Consider the following 26,412-nt stretch of genomic DNA (forward strand, 5'->3'; position numbering starts at 1 on the left):
TGGCAGATGCCAGATGTGCGACCGGAGCGGCCAGACGAGTCCGCCGCGGGCGCCGAAGCCCAATTGCTCGGGCAGGTCAGCGGTGGGGACCAGGACGCGTTCGGCGAACTGTACGATCGTTTCGCGCCCCGGGTGCTCGGTCTCGTACGCCGACTGCTGCTCGACCACGCACAGGCCGAAGAGGTCACCCAAGAGGTATTCCTCGAAGTGTGGCAATCCGCTGGCCGCTTTGATCCGAATAAGGGAAGAGGGGCCACGTGGATCATGACCATGGCCCACAGGCGTGCGATCGACCGGATACGGTCGGCGCAGGCCAGCCGCAACCGGGACACGCGGGTAGGCATCCGCGACCTGGAGCCCGGTTATGACGAGGTGGCAGAGAATGTTGAAGTAGTCATCGAACACGAAAGGGTGAAAGCCGCAATGGCCAGACTCAGCGAGGCGCAGCGCCAGGCCGTGAGCCTTGCCTACTACGGCGGGCTGACCCACAGCGAGATCGCGGCAGAGATCGAAGCCCCGATCGGCACCGTGAAGACACGACTTCGTGACGGAATGATCCGGCTCAGAGACGACCTGGGGGTGACGTCGTGAACGACCGGAATGACCCCATCGACGCCCCGCACCCTTCGCTGCTGGCGGCCGGCTACGCGCTCGGAACGCTCACCCTGGAAGAGATCGCCGCCTACGAGGCGTTCCTGGCCGGTTCGCCCGACGCCCGCATCGACGCCGCTGCCCATGAACAGACTGCCGTGGCACTCGGGCTGGACGCGGCACCGGTGGAACCTCGTCCGGAGCTGAAGGCCAACCTGATGGCCTTGATCCAGACGACCCCCCAGGAGGCTCCGGCCGACAACTCCTCGCACGCCGCCCCCGCAGCATCCGTGACGACGATCCCGGTTCTCGCCGACCGGCCCGCGGCGCCGCACGCAGCTGTCGACGAGAACGTCGTGGACCCTGGCGGGACCACCGGTCACCGAAGCGCCGCACAAACGAAGGCGCGCACCCGCTGGTTCACCCGTCCGGTCGCCGTACTGACTGCGGCCGCCGCCGCCGCCGCTCTTTTCTTCGGCGGCGCGCTCGTCGGGCAGTCACTCGGCAGCACGCCGGCACCCGAAGTGCAGCAGGCCAGCGCCCTCGCCCAGATCACCTCGGCGTCGGATGCGCAGCGAGCGAGCGCCGCCGTCACCGACGGCGGAACCGCGACGCTCGTCTGGTCGCTGGAGCTCGGCAAGTCGGCCATCCTCGTCGACGGTTTGGGCGCCCTGCCCCCCGACAAGACCTACGAACTGTGGTACATGCGGGGCGATGCCGCCCATCCGGCAGGAACGATGGATTCCTCCGGCACGGTCACCTGGCGGGTGCTCGACGGCACCATGCAGGCCGGCGACACGGTCGGAATCACCGTCGAACCCGCGGGTGGATCCTCGCAACCGACCACGACTCCGCTGGTGGCCATCGCCAGCTGACCCGGTCGTCGGCGCGGTGGAGCGTCAGTGCCTGAGCTGGTCAGTGCCTGAGCTGGTCAGTATTTGAGCTGGTCAGTGGGTGGACTGGATGGCTCGCAGCTTGGCGAGCACCTGCGCACGCAGGTCTTCCGGCGCGGTCTCCTTGCAGGCCCGCTGCACGGCCTCCATCATCACGACGCCCACGTGGTGCTCACTCTCACAGTCATCACAATGAGCCATGTGGTCCCTGATGTCGGCAACGTCTTCAGCACACAACTCGTTGTGCAGATACTCCTCGAGCTCGGAACGAGCCTTTTCACAGTCCGTCACGATGCGCTCCCGTTCGCGGGTACAGAGCCGATTCCGCGCTCCTGGGCATACTCCCCCAGCAATTCACGCAACATCCGCCTGCCGCGGTGCAGGCGGCTCATCACGGTGCCCACCGGGGTCTTCATGATCTCGGCAATCTCCTGGTAGGAGAAACCCTCCACATCGGCGAAGTACACGGCAAGCCTGAAGTCTTCGGGGATCGACTGCAGTGCGTCCTTGACTGTCGAATCGGGAAGGTGGTCGATGGCCTCGGCCTCGGCCGAACGGCTTGCCGTGGCGGTGCGGCTGGTGGCGCCGCCCATCTGCCAGTCCTCGAGTTCGTCGATGGTGCCCTGGAACGGTTCGCGCTGCTTCTTGCGGTAACTGTTGATGAACGTGTTGGTGAGGATCCGATACAGCCAGGCCTTGAGGTTCGTGCCCTGCTGGAACGAGTCGAAGGCGGAGAACGCCTTCACGAAGGTCTCCTGCACCAAGTCCTGTGCGTCGGCGGGGTTACGCGTCATCCGCAGGGCTGCGCCGTACAACTGGTCGATGAACGGCATCGCCTGCTCTTCGAACAGCGCCCTGTTGTCCGGCTTCTCGGTAGTCATCACAGGAGATTCTACGCTGTACACCGGGCGCGGGTTCCACGACAGCGCACCCTCTGGCGCCGGTGCCTCGAGAAGCGCACTGCCTACTGTCACTGATGAATCCCTCCGCGTATCTTCGCGTCATTCAGCAAACGCCGATACTCTGGATCAACAATGCTGATCTCCAAATATTCCCAGCCGGAATTCAATCCATACCAAGACGACTCCCCCGAGACGGACGATGCGGCGTGGCCCGCACCCCAGCCGCACGGCGACCTTTCGGCACACCTCACCCTGCCCGGGTCGAAGTCGTTGACCAACCGCGAGCTGGTGCTCGCGGCTCTCGCTGACGGCCCTTCGCTGATCCGAAGCCCGTTGCATTCGAACGACACCACCAACATGGTGCACGCACTGCGCTCCCTCGGAACCACCATCACCGATCAGCCAGGCAACTCCGCGTTCGGGGCAGACTGGCTGGTCACCCCGGCCGAGGAACTGCTCGGCTCGACCACGGTGGACTGCGGCCTGGCCGGAACCGTGATGCGGTTCGTTCCGCCGTTGGCCGGTCTCGCCCTCGGGCCGACCATGTTCGACGCCGATCCTTCCGCCCGCACCCGCCCGATGTCGACCATGATCGACTCGCTGCGCGCGCTGGGCGTCGACATCAACGACGACGCCCAGGGCACGTTGCCCTTCACCGTGCACGGCTACGGCCGAGTCTCAGGCGGAACCGTGACGATCGACGCCTCTGCATCGAGCCAGTTCGTTTCAGGGCTCCTCCTGGTCGCCCCCAGGTTCGAGAAAGGCCTGCACCTCATCCACTCCGGCGGCAGGCTGCCCAGCATGCCGCACATCGAGATGACCATCGCCACCTTGGCCGCCCGCGGGGTGAACGTTGCCTCGCCTTCGATCGGTGAATGGGTGGTGGAGCCCGGCCCGATTGCCGCACGTGACCTGGACATGGAACCCGACCTTTCGAACGCAGCACCGTTCCTTGCGGCGGCCGTCGTGGCCGGCGGCAGTGTGACCATCGCCGGCTGGCCGGCTGAGACGACGCAGGTGGGCGACCACCTGGCCGAACTGCTGCCGTTGTTCGGGGCCACCGCCAGCCGTGAAGGCGACAGGTTGACGGTCACCGGCGGCCAGGGCATCCACGGGGTTGACCTCGACCTGACCCTCGGAGGCGAACTGGCGCCCGCGTTGGTCGCCATCGCCTGTTTCGCCGACTCCCCGAGCACCTTCACCGGGATCGGGCACATCCGCAATCACGAAACCGACCGGCTCGCCTCACTGGCAGCCGAGATCAACGCTTTGGGCGGCAACGTCACGGAACTCGAGGACGGCCTGCGCATCGACCCGCAACCGCTGTCCGCCGGGCTGTGGCACACCTATGACGACCACCGCATGGCCACCGCCGGTGCGGTGATCGGGTTGCGCGTGCCGGGGCTGGAGATCGAGAACGTCGAAACCACCGCGAAGACGCTCCCCCAGTTCACCGAGCTGTGGCAGGACATGCTGGGTCGCTAGTCTTCATGAGCTGGTGGGCGCCGGAGGCGGACGATGACGACGAATGGGATGAGTCCGATGTTCGGGTGCGACCGAGCAAACGCGGCACCCGCCCTCGAACCAAGACGCGGCCCGGGCACGACGACGCCCGCGTCGGGCGGGTGTTCGGGGTGGACCGAGGACGCTATGCCGTGCTACTCGACGAAGATGGGCCCGACGAGCGCGAGGTGACCTGCACCCGTGCACGGGAACTCCGGCGCCAGGCGATCGTCAACGGTGACCGGGTGCGCGTCGTCGGAGACACCACCGGAGACGAGGGCAGCCTGGCCCGGATCGTGAGTATCGAGCCGCGCAGCACCCTGCTGCGCCGAAGTGCCGACGACACCGACCAGGTGGAGCGCGTGATCGTCGCCAACGCCGACCAGATGCTGATCGTGGTGGCCGCAGCTGACCCGGAGCCGCGCATCCGCCTCGTCGACCGGTATCTGGTCGCCGCCTACGATGCCCGCATCACACCGATCCTGGTGGTCACCAAGACCGACTTGGCCGATCCGACCGAGTTTCTCCACAATTTCGCCGGCCTCGACCTGACGATCTTCACAAGCGGCGAGCAGGAGATGCCGCTCGCTCGCATCACCGCTGCGTTGATCGGCCACAACACGGTTGCGGTCGGCCACTCGGGCGTGGGCAAGTCGACCCTGGTGAACGCTCTTGTGCCCGATGCGCATCGGGCGATCGGCGCCGTGAACCAGGTGACGGGGCGCGGACGACACACCTCCAGTTCCACTGTGTCGCTGCGGGTGCGCGGGGCCGGCGGCAGTGGCTGGATCATCGACACCCCCGGGGTGCGTTCCTTCGGCCTCGGCCACATCAATACCGACAGCATTCTTGCCTCGTTCACTGACCTCGCCCGCGTGGCCGAGCGGTGCCCGCGCGGCTGCACGCACCTGCCCGACTCGCCGGATTGCGCCATCATCGAGGCTGTTGCCGCCGGCGACCTCGGCGATACCGGCGCGAGCCGCCTGGACTCGCTTCAGCGCCTGCTGGCCACCTTCTCCACCTGAGACGCACAGGTGGCAGGGGCGCACGGGGGTGAACAGCGGAGTGCTGGCTACGATAGGGGCATGTCCCAGAACCCCTCCCGGCTGGAAGCCGGCACCGTTGCCCCCAATTTCACCCTGCCCGACCAGGACGGCACGAATGTGTCGCTGTCTGACTTCGCCGGCCAGAGGGTTGTCGTCTACTTCTACCCGGCTGCGATGACACCCGGATGCACCACCCAGGCGTGCGACTTCCGCGACAGCCTTGGCTCGCTCGCCGCCGCCGGCTACCAGGTGCTCGGCATCTCCAAGGACGACCCCGCGACGCTCAAGAAGTTCCAGGAGAAGGAGTCACTCACCTTTCCCCTGTTGAGCGATCAGGACCTGAGCGTGCACAAGGCCTACGGAGCCTGGGGCGAGAAGTCGCTCTATGGCAAGACCGTTGTGGGAGTCATCCGCTCGACCGTCGTCGTGGCCGAGGACGGCACGATCACGCTGGGGTGGTACAACGTGAAAGCCACCGGACACGTCGCCTCCCTGCGAAAGAAACTCGGGTTGGACAGCTGATTCGGCCCACCACGACCGCTCAGGTTCGGCGCGGATAGACCGAGGGGATCAGAAGCAGCACGATCACTGCGACCGCCGGCACCAGCAGTGCCCAGCCGATGTCCGGCCGTGCGCCGGCACCCTGGAAGCTTCCGACCGCCACCGCGAATTGCAGGATCTGCCAGGTGAACGCGGCAGCGCGCACCCATCCCTTCCGCTTGATCGCGTTCACCGCGATCGCGGTCACCCAGACGGCAGCGATCCCGACCACGACGATCAATCCGAGCGCTGCCGGGTAGGAGACGGGCCGCTCGGTGACCAGCTCAACCAGCAGCCAACCCAACACGGTCAGCATCAGCAGCGCTTCGGCGAAAAGCAGCGCCACCAAGAGAATGAACCCCCTGGATGCCGGCTCGGAACTCGTCGACGAGGGGCCGCCGGGCGCCTCGCCGGCCGCACGATCTGAGTTACTCACAGGTCTATCCCATACAAAGCTATTGATTTGCCGCCAGCACTGTGAAACCATACTTGAGGTGGTGTCTGCCCCTCACGCGGCGGTGAGAAGATGCCAGCCACCTGAATTCTAGTTCACACCGGGCACACGCTCGGTCCGTGGACTGCGGCGCGACAGGTTCACTGACTTGTTTGCCGCACCGTCATGCAACAAATCACAAAGGAGCACAACTATGGACTGGCGCAGCAAAGCCGCCTGCCTCACGGCTGACCCCGAACTGTTTTTCCCCATCGGGAACACGGGACCGGCCGTCGACCAGATCGAGAAGGCCAAGTCTGTGTGCGCCCGTTGCCCCGTGACCGAGACGTGCCTGCAGTATGCGCTGGAGACCAACCAGGATTCCGGAGTCTGGGGTGGCCTCAGCGAAGACGAGCGCCGCGCCCTGAAGCGTCGCGCCGCCCGCGCCCGCCGCGCCAGCTGACGCACGCACACACGCTCATCCACTGCACGATCTGACCCGACGGCTGGCCCTCGTCACGACTTGAGCCAGCGCAGCGGGATCTCGATGGTGACCTCGGTTCCACTGCCGACCAGGGTGTGCCAGTCGATCGTGCCTCCCAGTTCGCCCTGGATCAGTGTGCGCACAATCTGAGTGCCGAGCCCCGAACCGACCTTGCCCTCGGGCAGGCCGGTGCCGTTGTCTCGCACCTGGACGGTCAGCATCTCGGGGGTGCGCTCAGCGGTGATCTCCACTTCGCCCTCACGCGCCGCGAGGCCGTGCTCGACCGCATTGGTGACCAACTCGGTCAGGGCGAGCGCAAGCGGGGTGGCGTAGGCGCTCGGCAACATCCCGAACCTTCCCGACATCTTCGGGTGCACCGTGGTGTTGTGCGCCGACGCGACCTCTGCGATCAGAAGCAACACCCGGTCGAAGACCAGGTCGAACTCGACGTTCTGGGAGAGCCCGGCCGACAGCGTGTCGTGCACGACCGCGATCGCGGCCACCCGGCGCATCGCCTGGGTGAGAGCCTCGCGCGCTTCGTCGGAGTGGGTGCGGCGGGCCTGGATCCGCAACAATGATGCGACAGTCTGCAGGTTGTTCTTCACCCGGTGGTGAATCTCCCGGATGGTGGCATCCTTTGTCAGCAGTTCGCGTTCCTGGTGCCGCAGTTCGGTGACGTCGCGGCAGAGCACGATCGCGCTCGTGCGCGTACCGTGACGGCGGATCGGAATTGCGCGCAGCGTGATCGTCACCCCGTTCGCCTCGATGTCGGTGCGCCAGGGGGCCCGCCCGCTGACCACGAGCGGCAACGACTCGTCGACCACGGTGTGGCTGGCGGTGAGCAGGGACGACGTCACGAAAGCCAACGACTCGCCCTCGAGCTCGCCCGCGAACCCCATCCGGTTGAACGCCGACAGGGCGTTCGGGCTGGCGAACGTGGTGATCCCGTCCAGATCCAGGCGGATCAGACCGTCGGATGCCCGCGGCGCACCCCGGCGCGGCCCGGTCGGCGACCCGCTGTCAGGGAAGTCCCCGGCGGCGATCATTCGGAACAATTCGCTCGCGCACTCGTGAAAGGTGAGCTCCTGGCGACTCGGGCTGCGGGTCACGCTCAGGTTGGTGTGCCGGGTGAGCACGGCCACCGGGCCGGCCGGAACCTCATCCTGGCCATCGGGCGTTCGAATGACCGGAACCGCCAACACATGTGTGGGCACCTCCTCGTACCAGGCCGGATGGGTGGAGTCGACGATCTGCCCGGTCGTGTATGCCTCCAGGACCTGCTCCTCCCACTCCGACTTGATCAGCTGGCCGACGAAGTCGCGGTAGAACAACGTGGCCGAACTCGACGGCCTCGCATGCGCGACCGCGACGAAACTTCCCTCGGTGGTGGGCACCCACAGCACGATGTCGGCGGCGGCGAGGTCAGCCAACAGTTGCCAGTCGCCGACCAGCAGGTGCAACCATTCGATGTTGCGCTCATCGACATAGCCGTGCGCCTGGACGAGGTTACTGAGTGCGGACACGCTCCCTAGACTACGGCCATTCGACGGCGACGGAATCTGCGCGCCGGAGCCCCAGCAGACTGTGGCAGAACCGCCTGGGTGACGAACCGTGCGATCGCCGCGTGCGCCGATGACCGGGGCGCACTGTCACCGAGGGTTCGCCCGGTCAGCCGGGCCGCATCCATTCCCGACCGGTCATAGGGCACCAGAGCCTTGGCCTCGATCGATCCGAAACGACGCAGCGCGGATTGGACCTGGGTCACCGGACTCGGCCCCACGGCCTGCGCGCGCACCTGGTTCATCACCACAGTGACTTCGGTCGCCTCGGCCCTGGCCACCAGGTCGGGATGGGCCCTGAGAAAGCGGGCCATGCCCACCGGGTCGGCGAGCCCGACCGCGATCACATGATCGGCGGCATCGATCGCTGCCAGGGTCGCGGCATTCCGCCTGGGGGCGAACAGGTCGCTGGAGATCTCTTCATCCAGCTCCAGGTTGAACCCGGTATCGATCACCGTGTAGTCCGCCCATTCCCTCACCGACTTCACCACGGCGGCCACCCGCTGGGCGGAAATCTCTGGCCAACGGGTGGCAGATGCGAGCCCCGTCAGCACGGAGAAGTCTCCTCGTGGGGACAGATACCGCTGCGCGACCCGCTCGAGCTCTGAGAACGTCAGACCATCATTGGCGGCCAGCCTGCAGGCAGCCGCGAACCCCGGCGATTCATCGAGCATGCCGAGCACCGGCGCCACCTGGCCGCCGTAGGTATCGGCGTCGACGAGGGCCACACGATGGCCGGCGGCCGCGATCTCGGCGGCCACCTCGATCGCCAGCGTCGTTCGCCCCGGTGCCCCGGCCGGCCCCCAGACCGCGAGCACTCGGGACGGTTGCCGCACCGGCTCCCTCGCCGCCAGCCCGGCACGGAGGTCGATCCCGTCGAGAATTGCGTCCACTTCTGCCCAGTCGACAGAAGCATCCAGCACCTCGTGCAGCCCCAGCATCGCCGCGTGTCGACGTTCCATCTCGGATGCCGCGAAGGCCACGATCCTCGTGCCCAGGCGGTCGCACTGGGCGATCAGGCTCGCGGTCAACTGGCGCCGGGTGGATTGGACCAGCACCGCATCCGGGCGGTGTTCGGCCAGGCACTGCACCACGTCGTTGGCGCTGCCCACCCGCGCCACTGCGCGGTGACCCGCCTGGGTCAGCGCCGGCAGTATCCGAGCCTCGAGCCGGCGGTCGACCGCGAGCACCAACGTCGACGCAGTCATCTCTGCCATTTCTGGTGCACCGGAATCAGGGCGAGGGCATCCGAGTTCGCGATCGCCTCCAGGACATCCGGCACGCGCGCTTTTGGTATCAGCAGTTCCACCTGTTTCTCCCCAGAACGCATGAAGCCATCACTCTCGAACAGGCGCACGACGCTGGCCTCGGACACAAGGACGGTCGGCGTATCGAACCGGGCTCGGTCGCGGGACGAGGCCGCCCAGACATCGACGACGGCCCCCGTGTCAACCGCGGCAGACGCCTGCCCGGCCAGCGTGACCACCACCGACGTCATCTGGACCCCCATCTGGGCACCCAGGGCTGAAGTCGGCACCAGGTCTCCGGCCGCGATGGGCCTCACCGCCACGGCCTGCCCCCGATCGAGGTCCCCCGGCTGGACATAGCTTGCGCTGCGCGACCCCAGTTGCACGTCGGCGACCACCAGCTTGTCGGCGGTGACCACTTCACCCGCCGCAAGGTCGATGCGGGCGGCATAGATCGGGATGGTTCGGTCGGCCAGGGTGACGATCAGGCTGACTCCGGCGATGGACACCGCCACGAGCACCACACCGACAATCAGGCGAACATCGATCCACCGCCCGTGTCGTTGCAGCGCAGCACCCGCACCAGAACGGCCCGATGACTTCCCGGATGTCGCCTCTGCCATCACTGTGACCTCGCTGTCCGGAACGGCATGCACGGCCGCCCACAGGCTCTATCCTTGTCCCTTCGAACACACCGCGAGAAAGTTATCCACAGGCCGATTCCGCGGCCGGGCGATTGCATGCATACTTTCTGCATGGTCCCTCCCGCCGACGACCTCGGCAGATTTCTCACTCTGGCCGATGTCGCCGTGATGCTGAACATCGAGGTGTCGGATGCCCAAGCACTGGTGCAGTCGGGCGAACTCCCGGCAATCCGTGTCGGAGCCCACGGATTGTGGCGCATCGAGCGAGATGTGCTCGCATCGTTCATCGAGGCGAAATATGAGGAGACCCGCCGCCTCAACCTGTGGAATCAGTCAGATTTTGCGAATATCCCGGAGTTGTCCGGCAGCCGAATCATTCGTCCACACCCGGATGACGCCTGACCCCATGCCTCACCCGCGAGGCGACCGCCCGGTGTGCAATATCCCGTGTTGAAGCGAACTCAGATCCTCAGGTAGAGAAGGTGCTCCAACGGGATGATCAGGTAGTGCGAGACCCGGATCTCGCGGCGCGGGCTCCCCGGCTGGTGCACCGCCAGGTCGAGATGGTCGCGACCGACGCGGTCGATGGTTCCGAACATCCGCCCCGTCGACGAGATCACCTCGATTCCCGCCCGGCGCCGACAGAGATCGCGCAGAACGAACGGAAGTCCGATGCGGTCGATCAGCTGCGTGCCCTCGGCAGCCGCGGGCGCACTGGTCATGCTCGCCATCAGTTGCTCCCGCTCGGGGCGAACCGCGGCCACGGCTGCAAGGGAGAGCACGCATTGCGAGCGACGGTGGGAGGGCTCCACCAGCTCACCTGCAACCCAATCCTTGCCGTAGGTGCTCGGTCGCACCAGCAGATCCTCACCCGTTCTCAGCAGCACCCGGATGTCGACCGTGCCCCCTTCATCTGCAGACTCGCTGATCGCCACCAGTCGGTCACGCAGGCTCAGCCGACCGAGCCGCAGTCGCTCCTCCTCGGCCTGAAGATCGACCCGGTCGGCACCCAATTCGTGCTCCAGCTGGCTCTCGAGCTCATCGAAAAGGTTCTCCCAGCGCATGACGTGACGCTATCGCCCATCGTCGTGCCGCGTGAAAGTTATCCACAGGAAGATCACGACCCGTTGCTTATTGTCCGAAGTCCTGCTTGAGTGGCTTGATCAACACCCCCCGATCAGGGGTCACCGCGTCGGTCAACACTCACGGCGCGAACAGCACACGCACACCCGAGTACAACCCGAGTACAACCCGAGTACAACCCCAGCATTCTGCCACGGGCCACAGCTGCATTCGGTGTCGCCAGCGACATCCGCCAGCACCCGCTCGTCAATGTCGACGCGCCCCGCCTCGGTCTCCCGCCCGAGCAAGCGCCGATATGGCCGTTCGGCCGCCCCGCGGGCCCTGGCCGAACCGTGGAGCTGACCCGATGAGCCTCCCAGAACACCGTCATCGCACACCCGGATCCCCACGCCCTGGGCAACAGCGACTCTGGCCGCAACCGCCCGCCGGCCAGACGGCATTGCACAGCACCCGGCAGGGTCTGCGTTCCTCCGGCTCACAGAGCACCGGCACCCGGGGCGCCGAGACTGACGAGTTCTTCTGCGAGCAGCCCACTTCCACTGCAGCGCTGCCCCCTCCTGGCCCGCTCCTGGAGAACCTGACCCGCTGCGTGATGGAGGTTCTGGCCGGCGCCCGCGACATCAACCAACTGGCCCGCTGGGTCGACGATGAGGTCTACAGGCACCTCCTGACCCGGGTGGTGCTGGCGGCCAGGGCCCGGGCGATGAAGGGTCAACAGGCGATGCGCCCAAGCTTCACGCTCGGGCGCACGACGACCTTCAGCCCGTGTGACGGGGTGGTCGAGGCCGTGGTGACCGTGCACTCCCGCGTGCGCAGTAGGGCCGTGGCGTTACGGCTGGAGGGCCTCGACGGCCGCTGGCGGGCCACTGCGATCAACGTGCTGTAACGGTCGTCATTCAGTGATGGGCGCCGTTCAGCCAGAAACGTGGTTTCCATTGAAACGTTCAGGCCCTGTGCGCCCCGATGGGTGACAGACTGGAACTCGCACTCCACTGCCTGGCTTGGATCCGGGCGTGGATTCGACCAGGTCGAGGAGCCCCGTGACAGTACAGAGCACAAACACACCATCACCGCTGGTTTGGAGCTATCGCAGGTCGAGTCTCACCGTCGATGAAGCGGGGGACGTGCCACCACACGGGAAGCTGCTGGATGCCCGACCTGGCGAACACGTTCGAGGCGAAGTCAAAACGCTCGGCCCGACTGCCGGCCATTTGCCGGGCGCGGTGACCCAATCAGAAGCCATCACCCCGTCCCCCCTGATCAGCGCAACCGAACTCGCTGACCTGCTCGACGGCCGCAGCCGAGGCCGGCCGATCGTTCTTGACGTGCGTTGGCAATTGGGTCTGGACGACGGATACGAACAGTACCTGTCCGGGCATATTCCCGGTGCGCTCTACGTCGACCTGCCCACCCAACTGGCGGGACGGGCGACGCCCGCCGCCGGGCGGCATCCGCTGCCGGCCCCCGCTGCATTCGAGAAGGTGTTGCAGTCGTTGGGGGTCAGGCAAGAGTCGACCGTGGTTGTCTACGACGACTGGAGCGCCCAGTCCGCTGCCAGGGCGTGGTGGCTGCTGACCGCCGCCGGAATCGGCAGCGTACGTGTTCTGGACGGCGGGCTCGCCTCGTGGCGCGCCGCAGGCCAACCGTTGGAATCCGGCGAGGTGACCGCGATCGGCAGCACCGTGCGGGTTGACGCCTACCGAAGCCCGACACTGACCATCGACGAAGCGGCAGCGCTGCCGCAGCACGGGGTATTGCTTGACGCCCGGGCCGCCGAACGCTTTCGCGGCGACGTGGAGCCGGTCGATCCGGTTGCGGGCCATATCCCGGGGGCAATCAACGCCCCGGCCACCGGCAATCTGGACGCCTCGGGCCGCTTCCTGCCACCCCAAGAGCTGCGCGAACGCTTCGAAGATGCCGGGGTTCGAGCGGATGCACCGCTCGGCGTCTACTGCGGATCCGGGGTCACCGCCAGCCACAACATCCTGGCGCTGACCATCGTCGGTTTCAACGCGGCCCTGTATCCGGGCTCCTGGTCGCAATGGTCGCACACCGACCGGCCGGTGGCGACCGGCGACCAGCCTGGCTGATGCCCACAATCGTCGCCCGACTGCGCGCGGCCGGTTGCGTGTTCGCCGAGGACGAGGCCGCCATCCTGCGCTCAGCAGCATCGGCCACTGAGCTTGATCGCTTGGTCCAGCGGCGTGTCAACGGGGAGCCACTGGAGTACGTGGTCGGCTGGGCCCAGTTCCATGGGCAACGAATCCAGGTGGAGCCGGGCGTTTTCATTCCCCGTCGGCGCACCGAGTTCCTGGTAGATGTTGCCCTGGGCATTTTGGGGGGCAGCGGGCAGGAAACGGCCATCGTCGTTGATCTCTGCTGCGGCTCCGGGGCAATCGGAGCTGCCCTGCTGGCCACGTGGCCACAGATCGCCCTGTTCGCGGTCGACATCGACCCTCGCGCGGTGGGGTGTGCGCGCCTCAACGTCGGTGGCGAGCGGGTCCACGAGGGTGACCTCTTCGACCCGCTGCCTCATCGGCTTCGGAAGAAGGTGCGTCTGGTTGTGGCGAACACACCCTACGTTCCCACCGGTGACATCGAGCTGCTCCCACGCGAGGCCCGCCTGCACGAGCCGCGGAAGACCCTTGACGGCGGCTCGGACGGTTTGGACATCCAGCGTCGCATCGCCGCTCGTGCCCCCGAATGGCTCACCCCGGGCGGTCAACTCCTGGTCGAGACCAGTGCGCGCCAGGCTCCGGAGACGGCCCGGATCTTCGCCGGGCATGGGCTGAGTGCGCGTGTCGAACACGGGGCCGAGGTGGATGCCACGACTGTCATCGGCACCCTTCCCGCCTGATGGACTCCGCGTGGCCCGGCAAAAGGGCGGGCCGAGCGGAGTGCACCCCCGGGTCAGGTTCGGGCGGGCACCCCGTGGGCCGGTGCATCGGCAAGGGTATTCGCGCCCTGGGGCTTCGGCAGAGCTCGTGAGGCAAGCGCGATGAAGAAGAACACGAACGCGATCGTCAGCAGCATGTGTCCCATTCCCGCGATCCCCGCGATCCCCGCTCGGCCGGGCTCACCCAGCACACTCTGCGTGCCGCCCACCACCATGGTGCCGGCAGTGATGACCAGGCCGGCGTTGTAGACCCAGAAGAACGGCGTGAACATTTTGCTGCCCGAAAGGGTGAACACCTTCTCGAGCACGAGGAAGATCAACATCAGGACAGTGCCGAGGGTGAGCAGGTGCGTGTGCACCACCGAGAGCTGGGTGAAGCCGTCGGCCGCGGTGAACGAGTTGGCCTTGGTGAACTCGCGATAGTACAGGCCGGAGGCGAGCCCAAGCAGCGTGTAGGTGGCTGATGCGTAGAAGAGTCTCTTCACTGTGGATGCGTGTCCTTCTGGTCGGCGGCACGCCTCGGGTGGCGGCCAGTTGTCTCCAGCCTGTCAAACGCCACTGCAGGGTTCATCCAACGAAAGGATGAACCCGCCAACTGTTCGTCGCGCGCCGAAAACTCGGCACGCCGAATATGGCGCACCCGATGCAGGGGTCAGCGATACACCGGTTATGCGAAGTTGCGTCAGCGCTTCTTCGACTGGGCGCGGCGCTGCTGGCGGTTTCCCGCCACCGGCTCGTCCTCGGGTTCGGCGGTCCTCTGGCCGAAGGCTCCGCGCGCACCGCCGGCAGGTTCGCCGGAGGCTACAGCAGCAGGAGCGTTCTGCACCTGCTGCTTGCGCTGTGCCTTCGCCGTGGCCGCCTTCTCGATGCGTCCGCTCTGGTTGCGCACCTCCACGCCGCCCGAGTCGCTCGGTGCGGAGTAGCTGAGTCTCTGTTTCGAGTCGTCACCCCGGCTGAGGCCCTTCGCCTCGACGTCTGCCACCTCACCGGCCTTCTGGGTGACCTCGACCTCGAGGTTGAACAGGAACCCGACCGTCTCCTCGCGGATCTGCCCCATCATCTGCTGGAACATTGAGAAACCCTCGCGCTGGTACTCGACCAGTGGGTCGCGTTGCGCCATGGCACGCAGCCCGATCCCGTCCTTGAGGTAATCCATCTCGTAGAGGTGGTCGCGCCACTTGCGGTCGATCACCGAGAGAACGACACGACGCTCCAGCTCGCGCATCGCCGGCGCGCCGAGGCTCTCCTCACGACGGGTGTAGGCGAGCTTCGCGTCGGACAGGATCTCCCGGCGCATGAAGTCGCGGTTGATCCGACCACGACTTCCGGCCTCTGTGACGACCTCGTCGATCGTGATCGAGATCGGGTACAGCAGCTTGAGTTCGGCCCAGAGCGCGTCGAAGTCCCAGTCGTCACCGTTTCCAACGCCGGTGTGCTCCTCCAGTACCTCGTCGATCACACCGACGAGGAAGGTCTGCACCCGGTCGGCGATGTCATCGCCCTCGAGGATGTGCCGGCGGTCGCCGTAGATCGCCTCGCGCTGGCGGTTCAGCACGTCGTCGTATTTCAGAACGTTCTTGCGAATCTCCGCGTTGCGTGATTCGACCTGGGACTGGGCGCTGCGGATCGCCCGGCTGACGACCTTCGACTCGATTGCCAAGTCGTCCGGAACGTTCTTTCCGCCCATCAATGACTCGGCGGCACTCGCGTTGAACAGGCGCATCAGGTCGTCGGTCAGTGACAGGTAGAACCGGCTCTCGCCCGGGTCACCCTGACGTCCACTACGACCGCGCAACTGGTTGTCGATGCGGCGCGACTCGTGTCGCTCGGTGCCGAGCACATACAGTCCGCCGGCTGCGACGACCTTTTCGGCCTCCTCGTGCACGGTGGCCTTGACCCTGGCGAACACCTCGTCCCAAGCAGCCTCGTACTCTTCCGGTGTTTCGGCGGGGTTCAGCCCCTGGGCGTTCAACTCGGCGACCGCAATGAACTCAGCATTGCCTCCGAGCATGATGTCGGTGCCTCGACCGGCCATGTTGGTGGCCACCGTGACCGAGCCGAGTCTGCCCGCCTGGGAGACGATCGATGCCTCTCGCGCGTGGTTCTTCGCATTCAACACCTCGTGCCGCACGCCGCGCTTGGCAAGCATCCGAGAAAGGTATTCGCTCTTCTCCACACTGGTGGTGCCGACCAGGACGGGCTGGCCAGTCTCGTGGCGCCTGACGATGTCTTCGACGACCTGCTCGAACTTGGCCTTCTCGTTCTTGTACACGAGGTCGGACTGGTCCTTGCGCACCATCGGCCGGTTCGTCGGGATCGCGACGACACCGATCTTGTAGGTGCTCATGAACTCGGCGGCCTCGGTCTCGGCCGTACCGGTCATGCCTGCCAGCTTCTTGTACAGCCGGAAATAGTTCTGCAGGGTGACGGTTGCAAGCGTCTGGTTCTCGGCCTTGACAGCCACACCCTCCTTGGCCTCGATCGCCTGGTGGATGCCCTCGTTGTAGCGACGCCCCGACAGGATTCGACCGGTGTGCTCATCGACGATGAGTACTTCGCCGTTCATCACGACGTAGTCCTTGTCCTTCTTGAACAGGGCCCTAGCCTTGAGCGAGTTGTTCAGGAACGAGATCAACGGCGTGTTCGCCGACTCGTAGAGGTTGTCGATGCCCAGATAGTCCTCGACCTTTTCGATACCCGGCTCGAGAACCCCGACGGTGCGTTTCTTCTCGTCGACCTCGAAGTCTTCATCGACCACGAGTCGCTTGGCCAGGCTGGCGAATTCGCCGAACCAGCGGTTGGCCTCCCCCGACGACGGACCGGAGATGATCAGCGGTGTGCGCGCCTCGTCGATCAGGATCGAGTCGACCTCATCGACGATGGCGAAGTAGTGCCCGCGCTGCACCATGTCGGCGCCCTGCCAGGCCATGTTGTCGCGCAGGTAGTCGAAGCCGAACTCATTGTTGGTGCCGTAGGTGATGTCGGCGGCGTACATCTCCTTGCGTTCGGCCGGGGTCTGCCCGGCCAGGATGACGCCGGTCGACATGCCGAGCGCGCGGAAGACGCGGCCCATCAGCTCGCTCTGATAACTCGCGAGGTAGTCGTTCACCGTGATGATGTGCACGCCGCGGGATGCGATCGCGTTCAGGTACGCCGGCAGGGTGGCGACCAATGTCTTGCCCTCACCGGTCTTCATCTCGGCGATGTTGCCCAGGTGCAGCGCCGCTCCACCCATCAGCTGCACATCGAAGTGGCGCAGCCCGATGGTGCGCACGGATGCCTCGCGCACGGCGGCGAACGCCTCCGGCAACAGGTCGTCCAACGACTCGCCGCTGGCGTAGCGTTCACGCAGCTGGACGGTTTCGTCCTTGAGCTCTTCATCACTCAGCTGAGTGAAGTCCTCCTCGAGGGCGTTGATGGCTTTCGCATAATTCTGCAACTTCTTGAGGGTGCGACCCTCGCCGACGCGAAGAACTTTTTCTAGAACTGAGGCCACCGAAAACTCCATTAGTCATTGATGCACGTGGACGGTGTGTCCGGGCTTGTGGCACGCTTCAGCGCACCGAACTTCGTGCAAGAGCACAATAATACCCACTGTAACTGACCACCGGTCGGGTATTGCGCTCGGATCCCGGTATCCGGGCCGCCGGTGAACCTCGAACTGGGGGCCCTCGTGAAACGTCGCATCCGCAGCCCGGGCGAACCCGGGCCGCGGATGCTCAGCTGTGGGAACGGGTCAGGCGGATGCGGTCACCTTCCGGTTCGCGGTCGCCTCCTCCTGCAGGAGGTCGGCGTCGTCGTCCAGCCCGATCAGACCGTAATCCCAGCCCTTGCGCCGGTAGACCACGCTCGGCCTGCCCGACTCGGAGTCGATGAACAGGTAGAAGTCGTGGCCGACCAGCTCCATGTAGTACAGGGCATCGTCCACCGTCATCGGGGTCGATGCGAAGACCTTCTTGCGGATGACAACGGGACTGTAAACCTCGTCGTCAGAGGGCTCCGGCTCCTCCGACACCGTGGGGATGGCGCCGGTTCGCGCCTGTTCCAGGAGCGCCGGAGTGGCCGGAGTGATGTCGACCCCGCTGAACCCGCCCTGCGAGGCCTCCCGAAGAGACGTCGGCCGGTGGTTGCCCCGGTGCACCTTTTTGCGATCCTTCGCCCGACGCAATCGCTCCATCAGCTTGGCCATGGCGAGGTCGAACGCGGCGTACTTGTCACTCCCGTTGGACTCGGCCCGCACCAGCGGCCCCGGTCCGATCAAGGTCAGTTCCACGCGATCGCCGTCATTGGCGCCGCGGTTCTCGTGTTGACGAGAGACCTTGATCTCGATCGCTTGAGCCTTTTCGGAGAAAGTGGCGACCCGTTCTGCTTTCTCTGTGGCGTAGGTCCGGAACCTGTCCGTGACCCCCAGGTTGCGCCCGACGATGTTGATTTCCATGACGTCCTCCCTGTGTTCTCATATTTGGGGCATCAGTGCCCGTGGGACACGAGACCCGTTACCCCAACCGTACTAGTGCGGCGGCGTTCCTGTGAAAATATCGGCCAACATGTTTACCCGGGGTTCCATCCACCGCTCGCTCTCCGACCGGTATGCGCTACGGTGGCGGCCCCGAGAACCCGCGCGCCGGCGGCAGTGAGGGCTCGCCTGGCCTCGAGAAGGGTCGCACCTGTGGTCAGGATGTCGTCGACCAGAATGATGTCGAGCCCGGCGGCCGCGCGGTCTGCGACGAGCGAACCATGAAGATTCTGCCACCGCGCCTTTGCTCCGAGCCCGGCCTGGTCCGTGTGGCCGCCTCGGTGCCGAAGCAGCTTCATCGAACGCAACCCCGCCTTTTTCAGCAGGAGTCCCACCGGATCGTAGCCGCGGCGCCTGAGCGCCGCACGGGTGCTGGGGACCTGCTGGAGGGCGACCTCCCTCGCGTCAGGTTCGCCCGTCCGAGTCAACGCCAGCCGGTGGTCGATAGCCGCCTGGAGTGGGCGGGCCAGCTGCCGGGCTGCGCCAGTGCGCCCGCCGTCCTTGAACGCGATCAGCGCGGCGCGCACCACACCCGCGTAGTCCAGGGCCGCGGAGACCTCGAGGCGGGCCTCCACATCATCACCGGGGCCGCGCACGGTCCAGACCAACAGGTGCGGGTCAAGCGCGGCGACACAGCCGGCACAGAAGGAATCGTCTGGCCGGCCACACCCTGCGCACTGGGTGGGCAGGATCACCCCGAAAGTCTCCCGCATGGCGCCGGAGAGCCACTGGCCGATTCCCCCGTCAGTCATTGCGCGGTGCCGAGCTGCGTGCCGATCAGGTCGACCTTGCCAATCGATTCCTGCCAGCCGGTGCCGCGCGGAGTCAACACCACCCCGCGGTCGGTGAGGATATGCACCGTCGAGATGGAATTGCCACCCACCACGGTGAGCCCACCCGTGACCTTTCCGCGCGAGACGCTGGGGCCGCCGACCTGTTGGGAGACGAGCAGATCCTCGCCCGCCGGCGTTCGTGTCATCGAGATCACGGTGAGCTGGTCGACCCACGCGGCGTCAACCGGCTCGCCACCGGCGGTCGCCAGTGTGACCGGCTCGCCCAGAGACACCGGCACCTGGCCGTCACCTCGGATGATCGCCGCAACCACGAGACGGGGAACACCGTTGTCGCTGAGCAGGGCCAGTATGCGAGTGCCCTCCCGAGAGACGTCCAGCGAGACGATGCTGGATTCTTCCGGCCAAGTCGTCTTCACGGGGTGGGCACCCCCATCGGCACCGAAGGCGATCAGTTCGCCCGGCGACGATGCGGGTACGGACCAGATGAAATCGAATGGGTCCATGGTCGGCCCGATCAGACGCTGCCGCCCGTCGACCAGCACCGCGGCGGCCGCCGAATCCTCCACCCGGTATACGCCATCGGTTCCCAGCACAGCGGCGGAGTGCGCACCGGAACCGAGGGTGAGTGCGCGCGGTTGAACGGCATCGAGTTTCGTGGAGATGCCCGGCACCTCTGTCACCTTCTGCTGGTTGATCGACAGGTAGCCGAACTCCCCCAGACGCTTGGCGAACACCCGGCCGTCGACACGCGGATCCGTGATCGAGATCTCCGGGGTCTCCCGATCGTTCGAGTTGACCGAGATCGCCACCGAGGAGATCGAGGAGATCCCCAGGCTTCTGGTCAATTGCAGCTGCATTCGCTGCCAGGTCAGCTCATCGGCGCCCAGAGCCTCCGAGTTGAGGTCGACCTGGGCTTCGCGGTCCGTCACCGGAACGGCATCCGCCGTCAATGCCGTACCGGGCGGGAATGCGGTGACCACGGCGTTCTGCTCGGCAAGCCAGGGTGCCGGCCCGAGCAGCAGCGTCTTCACGATGCGGGTGCTGGGGGCGGCACGAGCCGGAAACCAGCGCAGGTCGGGAACAAGGTAGGTGTAACTCGGGTCGAAGAAGTACAGCGGGTACGGCGAGAACACCTGGTCGAAGTACAACCGCTCCAGCAGGATGCCGTCTGCGGCGGCGCTGATCCGCCACTCATCGGCCACCTTGGTGAACTCGAAATGAAGCTCGATCGGTGCTTCCGCTGCCACTTGCGCGTATTCGCCGGTCGCGTTGATCTCCGCCTGGGGAACGAGCGAAACAGCCATTGCCTGGCTGCCGGCCTGGTCGGCCTGGAGTGCACCTTGATAGATCGTGACGTTGGCCAGCGGTTTCCAACGTTGGGCCAGGGCCGGCGTCAGAAACTCCCTGGCGGTCTTGAACTCCCCCTGCGGGCTCAGGGCGGCGTCGATGAATCCGAGCAGGATCTCGCGCTGCGAGGCACCCTGCCCGGGTTGGGACGGCACGAAGTCCAACGGCAGGTCTTCGTCGACCTCGATCGGCGCCCCGGCCCGCACGGGCCCCTCGGTCGGAATCGCCGCGCATCCGGAAACGACGAGCGCGCTGACCGCGATCAGCACCGCGAAACGGAGCCGCCTGAACATCATGATTGCTCCTCCTTGACCGCATCGGCCGGTGGCAGGGAGATCGGGGATGACTCGATCTCGGTGCCGAGCGCCCTCGGCAGAGTCAGCACGAAACACGCTCCCTGGCCGGGCTTCGACCAGACCTGCAGCCAGCCGTGGTGCAGTGCGGCGTCTTCAAGCGCGATGGCCAGGCCGAGGCCGGTGCCGCCGAGCGTGCGCTGCCTGGACGGATCGGCGCGCCAGAATCGATCGAACACGTGCCTGACCTCGTCGTCGGTCATACCGTGCCCGTAGTCCCGCACCGAGAGCGCAATCGCCGACTCGTTGCTGTCGATGGTGACGACGATGGGCTTGTTCGGCCCGTGTTCGATCGCGTTTCCGAGCAGGTTTCGCATGATCCTCCGGATTCGTCGCGGATCGACGTCCACATCGAAGTGCCCTCCCGGGGCGACCAGGCGCAGGTCAGAGCCTGCCGCCTCGGCAAGCGAAGACACCGACTCGATGGTGTCTTCGGCGAGGCGCACCAGGTTGGTCGGTTCCGGTTCGGATTCCACGGAGCCCGCGTCGTACCGGCTGATCTCCAGAAGATCGGTTAGGAGCACCTCGAATCGCTGCACCTGGGTGTGCATCAACTCGGCGGTGCGCTGCGTCGCGGGTTCGAACTTGTCGCGTTCGTCATAGAGCAGGTCACCGGCCAGGCGGATAGTGGTGAGCGGGGTGCGCAGTTCGTGGGAGACATCAGAGACGAAGCGTTGCTGCATCACTGACAATTCAGCCAGTTCCCGGATCTGTCGTTCCAGGCTGTCCGCCATCCCGTTGAAGGATTGCGCCAGTTGGGCCATCACATCTCTTCCGCGCACGGGCATGCGCACCGCGAAGTTCCCTGCGGCCAACTGCTGACTGGTGTTGGCGGCGATCTGCACGGGGGTGACCACGAGCCGGGCAACCAACCAGGCCACTGCACCGATCAGGAAGACCAGCACGAGTCCGCCGAACAGCAGGATCTGCTGCACGAATTGCAGGGTCTGTTCGGTATCGCCCAGGTCGTAGCCGATGTACAACTCATAGCGGCCGGCGGCCGGCAACATCAATTCGGAACCCACAATGATCCCGGGCGTGGCACTGTCTGCATGGTGGAGGGAGACCGACTGCCAGTACTGTCCGCTGTTCCCCTGCTGCACTGCGAGGCGCAACTCCGGGCTGATCACCCCTTCCGCCAGCTCCGGGCTGATCCTCGCCTGCGGTGCGACCGAGGACGACGCCTGACCGGGAACTCGAAAGAATGCGATCAGTTGCGAACTCGACGCATCCCGAATGGAGGTTCGGGCTGAGTTGAACACGTTCTGCACCGCCACCCGGTCTGCGGCGTCCGATGCGTCCAAAAGCCGTTGCGCGGCGGTCGTGGCCCGGGCAGAGTCCTCAGAGACCTGCGCCACCCGCGCATCGAACAGGTCATGGCTGATGCTGTACGACATGTAGGCACCGGTGCCGAGAACCGCCAGCCCGGAAAGCACGACGGTGATCAGCGCCGTGCGCAACTGCAGGGAGCGTCGCCAGGCGTCGACGACGACCAGAGGCCAGTTGAGCCACGCGCGCCTGTTCACTGGATGTGCCTGTTCGTCACGCGTCGCCCGGATGCACGCCTGTCGCCGGTCAGTCGGCCTGGCCGGCGCGGTAACCGACGCCGCGCACGGTCGTCACAATGGCCGGATTGTCCGGGTCTATCTCCACCTTGGCCCGGAGCCTCTGCACGTGGACGTTCACGAGGCGGGTGTCGGCCTTGTAGTGGTAGCCCCACACCTGTTCGAGCAGCATCTCCCGCGTGAACACCTGTTCCGGGGCAGAGGCGAGCGTCAGCAGCAGGTCGAATTCCAGCGGGGTGAGCCCGATGACGGTGTTGCCACGTTTCACCTCGTGCGCAGGCACGTTGATGGTCAGGTCTCCGATTTGCAACGAGGTGACGGTTGGCGCCGGGGCGGGCCGCAGCCGGGTGCGGATACGGGCCACGAGCTCTTTCGGGTTGAACGGTTTGACGACGTAGTCGTCGGCACCGGCCTCGAGTCCGCGAACCACATCGTTGGTGTCGGTTCGTGCGGTCAGCATGATGATCGGCGTGCCTGATTCGGCGCGGATCTGGCCGCACACCTGGATTCCGTCGAGGCCGGGGAGCATGACGTCGAGCAGGACGAGATCGGGGTTGACGTCGCGGAACGCCTGCAGCGCCTCGGCCCCGTCAGCGCAGAAGGAGGGTTCGAACTGCTCGTTGCGCAACACAATGCCAATCATCTCCGCGAGGGCGGTGTCATCATCGACAACAAGTATTCGAGCGCTCATTTTCCTTACTCTCCCCTGCGCCAGGGTTCGCCGGGCGATCCCTCGCCACGGATGGGCGTTTGCTAAAGAGTAGCCCGTGTACGTGTCCGGCTGCCACCGATGTGAATCCGGGCCGACGGATGTGGAACCATGGGGAGGTGACTGATGACAGAAACTGGCGGGCCCCAGACTCCACCGAGCCTCCGACTTCGCCCGGCCACGGGCAGCCCTCAGCGCCGCCGGCTCATGGACAGCCCGGCTCCGGCCGACCCGGCTATGGCCAGCCGGGTTTTAGTCAGCCAGGTTTTGGCCAGCCAGGTTTTGGCCAGCCCAACACCGGCCAACCGGGCTATGGTCCGCAGGGCGCATTTCCCGGCGGGCAGGGTTGGCGCCCACCGCCCAAGCCCGGGCTGATCCCACTTCGGCCGCTCGCGTTCGGCACCCTCATCGGCGCCCCCTTCCAAGTGCTGCGCAGAAACCCGAAGGCAACCTTCGGCAGCGGATTACTGATCCAGGGCCTGAGCCTTGTGCTTTCCGCCCTGGCGACCGGCCTGGTGCTCTGGTTCGCGTTCAGCCGCATCGACGCGGCTGACAGTTCCAACGAAGACACCGTCCTGGCGGGGGCGATCGGCGGGATCATCCTGTCGATGCTCGTGCCGATCGCTCTCTCCCTGGTCGGGACGGCCCTGCTGCAGGGGGTCATGGTCGTGGAGGTCGCCCGGGCAACCCTCGGCGAGAAACTCACCATGGGAGGGCTGTGGCGCGAGGCCCGGTCCAGGCTGTTCCGCCTGGTCGTGTGGGTGTTGATGCTCTCGTTCGGTGCGCTCGTGGGCGTGCTGGCGGTGACGGCGGTGGTCTGGCTGCTGGTCGTGAACGGGCCGACGCTGCTGGTCGTGGGGATAGTGGTCGGAATCTTCGGCGCCCTCGCCCTTGCTGCGGTCTTCATCTGGATCGGGGTGCGCGTGTCCCTCGTGCCCAGTGTGATCATCTTGGAGCACCTGGGCATCATGGCGGCTGTTTCCCGGTCGTGGTCCCTGACCCAGGGCTACTTCTGGAAGACGTTCGGGGTGCAATTTTTGGTCGCCGTCATCATCAACATCGTCAGCCAGGTCGTACTCACACCGATCACCCTGGTCTTCGCCTTCTCCACGACCCTCCTCGACCCGAACGGCCAGGGCGATCTCACCGTCACCTCCGTGGTGCTCTATCTGGTGCTCATTCTTGTGTCGATGGTGGTCGGCGCGATCACTGTGGTCGTGCAGGCGTCGACCACGGCGGTCATCTACATCGACCTGCGAATGCGCAAGGAGGGCCTGGACCTGCAATTGGTGCGCTACGTCGAAGCGCAGTCGCAGGCGTCCGGTTCGGCCAGCGGGTACATGCCCGAGCACATCCCGGACCCGTACCTGCCTCGATGACCATCCCCGTGACCCCCGACACCCCCGAAGCCCAGAGTTGGCTGCGGGCGGAGCTTGCGCGACCGGAATACGAGGCGGCGAAGCCGACCTGGTTCGACCGGCTGTCGAAGAGCATCGGTGATTGGATCGCGTCACTTCGCCTGCCCGAGTCAGACAATGTCTCCCAATGGGGTTCGCTCGTCCTGGTGGTGATCGTCATCATCGGCCTGGCCGTCGCCCTCTGGTTCTTCGGCATGCCCCGGCTGAGACGACGCAGCCAGGTCACCGATTCGCTGTTCGGGGCCGCCGAGAGCCGCACCGCGGCGATGATGAGGGCGGATGCCCAAAAGGCCGCCCGAGCGGGCGACCACGCCCGCGCGATCGAGGAGATGTTCCGGGCGCTCGCGCGAGGCCTGAGCGAACGCACGCTCGTCGACATGACCCCCGGCACCACCGCCCACGGGTTCGCCGCTCAGGCGGCCGGGGTCTTCCCCCGGTTCGCGGACGAGCTGGATTCCGCGGCGCGAGGGTTCGACGCCGTGCGGTACCTGGGTGCGGCCGCCGACCGGGCCGATTACGACACGATCGCCGGGCTGGAAGCGGCTCTACGAACCGAGACGCCCCGGCTGGCGCAGCAAACCGTCGCGCAGGTGAACTGAGTGACGCTCCAGCCCGAGCCCCGGCCGCAGCAGGCGGCTGAGACCCCCGACGTGAGCACGCCATCCGTGCGCTCGGTGTCCAAGAAGTCCCTGTTCTGGGTCGCCGCGTTCGTGTTCATCCTGATTGTCGGCGCGGTCACGTTCAGCACTGCGGGCGCGGGTGCCGCCGCCGCGCGCCTGGGTGGCACCAGCCCGAACCCGAACGGGGCGAAAGCGGTGGTCGAGGTTCTCCGCGACCACGGAGTGACGGTCCACCTGGCGGATTCGCTCGCCGAGGCCCGCGCCGCGGCGTCCGATACGACCACCGTGTTCCTCTATGACGGCCAGAGCCTGCTCTCCGATGAGCAGTTGGCCGAGGTCGGCACGCTCGGGGGGCGGCTCGTGGTCGCCGCCCCCGACTTCGACACCCTTCAACAACTGGCACCCCAGCTTGCGATGGCCGGTGCGATCACCGATTCAGGCACCGTGGTGCCCGGGTGCACGCTGCCGTTCGCGTCGCGCGTCGAGGCAATCACCGGGGAGGGCCAGTCGTACCGGATCATCGACGACTCCGCCTCCGGGGTCACGGGCTGTTTCCCGGCCAAGGACAACACCTACTCCCTGGTTCAGGTGGCCACCGGTGCACACACCACCACCGTCATCGGCACCACCGCGGTGTTCTCGAACGAGACCATCGTGGGTGCGGGCAACGCGGCCCTCGCACTGAACCTGTTGGGCGAGTCGGACAGCCTGGTCTGGTATCTGCCGACCCTCGCCGACCTGCCGGCGGGCGAACCGACCCTCGCCGAATTGTCACCGGATTGGCTTCCGGCCGTCACCGGCCTTCTCGCGTTGGTGGTGCTCGGCGCCGCAATCTGGCGCGGTCGCCGATTCGGGCCCCTGGTGGTGGAGCGACTGCCGGTCGTTGTTCCGGCCAGCGAGACGATGGAGGGGCGGGCACGGCTCTACCAGCGGGCCACCGCGCGCAGCCACGCCATCGACCAGGTTCGCATCGGGACGATCGGCCGACTGGCAACCGAACTCGGACTCTCGCACCTGTCGGGGGTTGACGAGGTCGTGAGTGCCGTGGCCGCCCGGATCGGCGCACCCGTTCACGAGGTGCAGCACACCCTGGTCACGTGGGTACCCGCCACCGACGGCGAATTGATAGTGCTGTCCGATGCGCTGCTCGACCTCGAGAAGCGTGTCGCCGAGACCGGGCCGGGCCGGCGCAGCAGCCCCGGCCACCCATCCGTCACCATCGACCAGCCCCGCCAGGCACGAGCGCACGGCACCGAACAGGGAGAATGA

At 66.2% G+C, this 26,412-nt stretch carries 27 protein-coding genes; 13 read left to right on the forward strand and 14 right to left on the reverse strand.

The window, feature by feature from the left end; all coding sequences use genetic code 11:
• The first annotated feature begins 6 nt into the window (after positions 1–6).
• Positions 7–591, forward strand: a complete 585-nt coding sequence (gene sigK / locus DL891_RS00665) for an ECF RNA polymerase sigma factor SigK (protein ID WP_111718473.1) — start codon at positions 7–9, stop codon at positions 589–591.
• Positions 588–1,466: an anti-sigma factor gene (locus DL891_RS00670; RefSeq protein ID WP_232818932.1), complete on the forward strand. Its 879-nt coding sequence runs from the start codon at positions 588–590 to the stop codon at positions 1,464–1,466. The genes sigK and DL891_RS00670 overlap by 4 nt, the downstream gene beginning before the upstream one ends.
• A gap of 72 nt (positions 1,467–1,538) precedes the next feature.
• Here DL891_RS00670 and DL891_RS00675 read toward each other — a convergent pair whose 3' ends face one another.
• The gene (locus DL891_RS00675; protein ID WP_111718474.1) at positions 1,539–1,775 is read right to left on the reverse strand and encodes a zf-HC2 domain-containing protein; all 237 of its coding nucleotides are present in this window, start codon (positions 1,773–1,775) and stop codon (positions 1,539–1,541) included.
• Positions 1,772–2,365: a sigma-70 family RNA polymerase sigma factor gene (locus tag DL891_RS00680; protein WP_111718476.1), complete on the reverse strand. Its 594-nt coding sequence runs from the start codon at positions 2,363–2,365 to the stop codon at positions 1,772–1,774. Before DL891_RS00680 ends, DL891_RS00675 begins: the two co-directional genes overlap by 4 nt.
• Positions 2,366–2,518: 153 nt before the next feature.
• Here DL891_RS00680 and aroA point away from each other — a divergent pair, with 153 nt between their 5' ends.
• From aroA to bcp, 3 genes are read left to right on the forward strand one after another with little or no spacing between them, the layout of a single operon-like run.
• On the forward strand, positions 2,519–3,871 hold the full coding sequence (gene aroA, locus DL891_RS00685) for a 3-phosphoshikimate 1-carboxyvinyltransferase (RefSeq protein WP_111718478.1): 1,353 nt from the start codon (positions 2,519–2,521) through the stop codon (positions 3,869–3,871).
• Positions 3,872–3,876: 5 nt separating this feature from the next.
• The gene (gene rsgA, locus DL891_RS00690) at positions 3,877–4,914 is read left to right on the forward strand and encodes a ribosome small subunit-dependent GTPase A (RefSeq protein WP_111718480.1); all 1,038 of its coding nucleotides are present in this window, start codon (positions 3,877–3,879) and stop codon (positions 4,912–4,914) included.
• Between the two features lie 60 nt (positions 4,915–4,974).
• A complete protein-coding gene (bcp, locus tag DL891_RS00695) occupies positions 4,975–5,457 on the forward strand; it encodes a thioredoxin-dependent thiol peroxidase (protein WP_111718482.1) in 483 nt (160 codons plus the stop codon).
• 19 nt (positions 5,458–5,476) lie between these two features.
• Here bcp and DL891_RS00700 read toward each other — a convergent pair whose 3' ends face one another.
• Entirely contained in the window at positions 5,477–5,911 is a 435-nt protein-coding gene (locus tag DL891_RS00700; RefSeq protein ID WP_198668714.1) for a hypothetical protein, read from the reverse strand.
• A gap of 211 nt (positions 5,912–6,122) precedes the next feature.
• Here DL891_RS00700 and DL891_RS00705 point away from each other — a divergent pair, with 211 nt between their 5' ends.
• Positions 6,123–6,371: a WhiB family transcriptional regulator gene (locus tag DL891_RS00705; RefSeq protein WP_111718484.1), complete on the forward strand. Its 249-nt coding sequence runs from the start codon at positions 6,123–6,125 to the stop codon at positions 6,369–6,371.
• Between the two features lie 53 nt (positions 6,372–6,424).
• Here the strand turns inward: DL891_RS00705 and DL891_RS00710 are convergent, their stop codons facing one another.
• The 3 genes from DL891_RS00710 to DL891_RS00720 are packed head-to-tail and all read right to left on the reverse strand — an operon-like array spanning position 6,425 to position 9,821.
• Positions 6,425–7,915 (reverse strand): sensor histidine kinase, encoded by a 1,491-nt coding sequence (locus DL891_RS00710; protein WP_111718486.1) that lies wholly within the window; start codon positions 7,913–7,915, stop codon positions 6,425–6,427.
• A gap of 5 nt (positions 7,916–7,920) precedes the next feature.
• A complete protein-coding gene (locus tag DL891_RS00715; RefSeq protein ID WP_111718488.1) occupies positions 7,921–9,168 on the reverse strand; it encodes a regulator in 1,248 nt (415 codons plus the stop codon).
• A complete protein-coding gene (locus DL891_RS00720) occupies positions 9,156–9,821 on the reverse strand; it encodes an SAF domain-containing protein (protein WP_232818933.1) in 666 nt (221 codons plus the stop codon). Before DL891_RS00720 ends, DL891_RS00715 begins: the two co-directional genes overlap by 13 nt.
• Before the next feature lie 132 nt (positions 9,822–9,953).
• Here DL891_RS00720 and DL891_RS00725 point away from each other — a divergent pair, with 132 nt between their 5' ends.
• Positions 9,954–10,244, forward strand: a complete 291-nt coding sequence (locus tag DL891_RS00725) for a helix-turn-helix domain-containing protein (RefSeq protein ID WP_111718492.1) — start codon at positions 9,954–9,956, stop codon at positions 10,242–10,244.
• A 59-nt stretch (positions 10,245–10,303) separates the two neighbouring features.
• On the opposite strand, the gene DL891_RS00730 is transcribed toward DL891_RS00725, so the two are convergent.
• Positions 10,304–10,906 (reverse strand): hypothetical protein, encoded by a 603-nt coding sequence (locus tag DL891_RS00730; RefSeq protein WP_111718494.1) that lies wholly within the window; start codon positions 10,904–10,906, stop codon positions 10,304–10,306.
• A 365-nt stretch (positions 10,907–11,271) separates the two neighbouring features.
• Here DL891_RS00730 and DL891_RS00735 point away from each other — a divergent pair, with 365 nt between their 5' ends.
• The 3 genes from DL891_RS00735 to DL891_RS00745 all read left to right on the forward strand — a co-directional run bounded on the left by DL891_RS00735 (position 11,272) and on the right by DL891_RS00745 (position 13,782).
• On the forward strand, positions 11,272–11,811 hold the full coding sequence (locus tag DL891_RS00735) for an Rv3235 family protein (RefSeq protein WP_368665607.1): 540 nt from the start codon (positions 11,272–11,274) through the stop codon (positions 11,809–11,811).
• A gap of 154 nt (positions 11,812–11,965) precedes the next feature.
• Positions 11,966–13,015, forward strand: coding sequence for a rhodanese-like domain-containing protein (locus DL891_RS00740; protein ID WP_368665608.1), 1,050 nt, complete (start codon positions 11,966–11,968; stop codon positions 13,013–13,015).
• Entirely contained in the window at positions 13,015–13,782 is a 768-nt protein-coding gene (locus DL891_RS00745) for a putative protein N(5)-glutamine methyltransferase (RefSeq protein ID WP_111718793.1), read from the forward strand. The genes DL891_RS00740 and DL891_RS00745 overlap by 1 nt, the downstream gene beginning before the upstream one ends.
• 53 nt (positions 13,783–13,835) lie before the next feature.
• Here the strand turns inward: DL891_RS00745 and DL891_RS00750 are convergent, their stop codons facing one another.
• From DL891_RS00750 to mtrA, 7 genes are all read right to left on the reverse strand, one after another.
• Positions 13,836–14,306 (reverse strand): DUF2871 domain-containing protein, encoded by a 471-nt coding sequence (locus DL891_RS00750; RefSeq protein ID WP_111718496.1) that lies wholly within the window; start codon positions 14,304–14,306, stop codon positions 13,836–13,838.
• A gap of 197 nt (positions 14,307–14,503) precedes the next feature.
• A complete protein-coding gene (secA, locus tag DL891_RS00755; protein ID WP_111718795.1) occupies positions 14,504–17,317 on the reverse strand; it encodes a preprotein translocase subunit SecA in 2,814 nt (937 codons plus the stop codon).
• A 240-nt stretch (positions 17,318–17,557) separates the two neighbouring features.
• Complete coding sequence (gene raiA / locus DL891_RS00760; protein ID WP_111718498.1) at positions 17,558–18,259, reverse strand: ribosome-associated translation inhibitor RaiA; 702 nt, start codon at positions 18,257–18,259, stop codon at positions 17,558–17,560.
• A 113-nt stretch (positions 18,260–18,372) separates the two neighbouring features.
• Positions 18,373–19,089 (reverse strand): ComF family protein, encoded by a 717-nt coding sequence (locus tag DL891_RS00765; RefSeq protein ID WP_111718500.1) that lies wholly within the window; start codon positions 19,087–19,089, stop codon positions 18,373–18,375.
• Positions 19,086–20,774, reverse strand: coding sequence for a GerMN domain-containing protein (locus tag DL891_RS00770; RefSeq protein WP_111718502.1), 1,689 nt, complete (start codon positions 20,772–20,774; stop codon positions 19,086–19,088). Before DL891_RS00770 ends, DL891_RS00765 begins: the two co-directional genes overlap by 4 nt.
• Complete coding sequence (gene mtrB, locus DL891_RS00775; RefSeq protein ID WP_232818934.1) at positions 20,771–22,357, reverse strand: MtrAB system histidine kinase MtrB; 1,587 nt, start codon at positions 22,355–22,357, stop codon at positions 20,771–20,773. The genes DL891_RS00770 and mtrB overlap by 4 nt, the downstream gene beginning before the upstream one ends.
• Before the next feature lie 49 nt (positions 22,358–22,406).
• Positions 22,407–23,087, reverse strand: a complete 681-nt coding sequence (mtrA, locus tag DL891_RS00780) for an MtrAB system response regulator MtrA (protein ID WP_111718504.1) — start codon at positions 23,085–23,087, stop codon at positions 22,407–22,409.
• 137 nt (positions 23,088–23,224) lie between these two features.
• Between mtrA and DL891_RS00785 the strand changes: the two genes are divergently transcribed.
• Genes DL891_RS00785 through DL891_RS00795 form a run of 3 tightly spaced genes read left to right on the forward strand, consistent with a single transcriptional unit; the run spans position 23,225 to position 26,412 of the window.
• On the forward strand, positions 23,225–24,484 hold the full coding sequence (locus tag DL891_RS00785; protein ID WP_157962338.1) for a hypothetical protein: 1,260 nt from the start codon (positions 23,225–23,227) through the stop codon (positions 24,482–24,484).
• Positions 24,481–25,122 carry a DUF4129 domain-containing protein gene (locus tag DL891_RS00790; protein WP_111718508.1) on the forward strand — a complete coding sequence of 214 codons (642 nt, stop codon included), beginning with the start codon at positions 24,481–24,483 and terminating at the stop codon, positions 25,120–25,122. The genes DL891_RS00785 and DL891_RS00790 overlap by 4 nt, the downstream gene beginning before the upstream one ends.
• Complete coding sequence (locus tag DL891_RS00795; protein WP_111718510.1) at positions 25,123–26,412, forward strand: DUF4350 domain-containing protein; 1,290 nt, start codon at positions 25,123–25,125, stop codon at positions 26,410–26,412.

This window comes from Homoserinimonas sp. OAct 916, assembly GCF_003260275.1.
In the GTDB taxonomy this organism is placed as follows: Bacteria; Actinomycetota; Actinomycetes; order Actinomycetales; family Microbacteriaceae; genus OACT-916.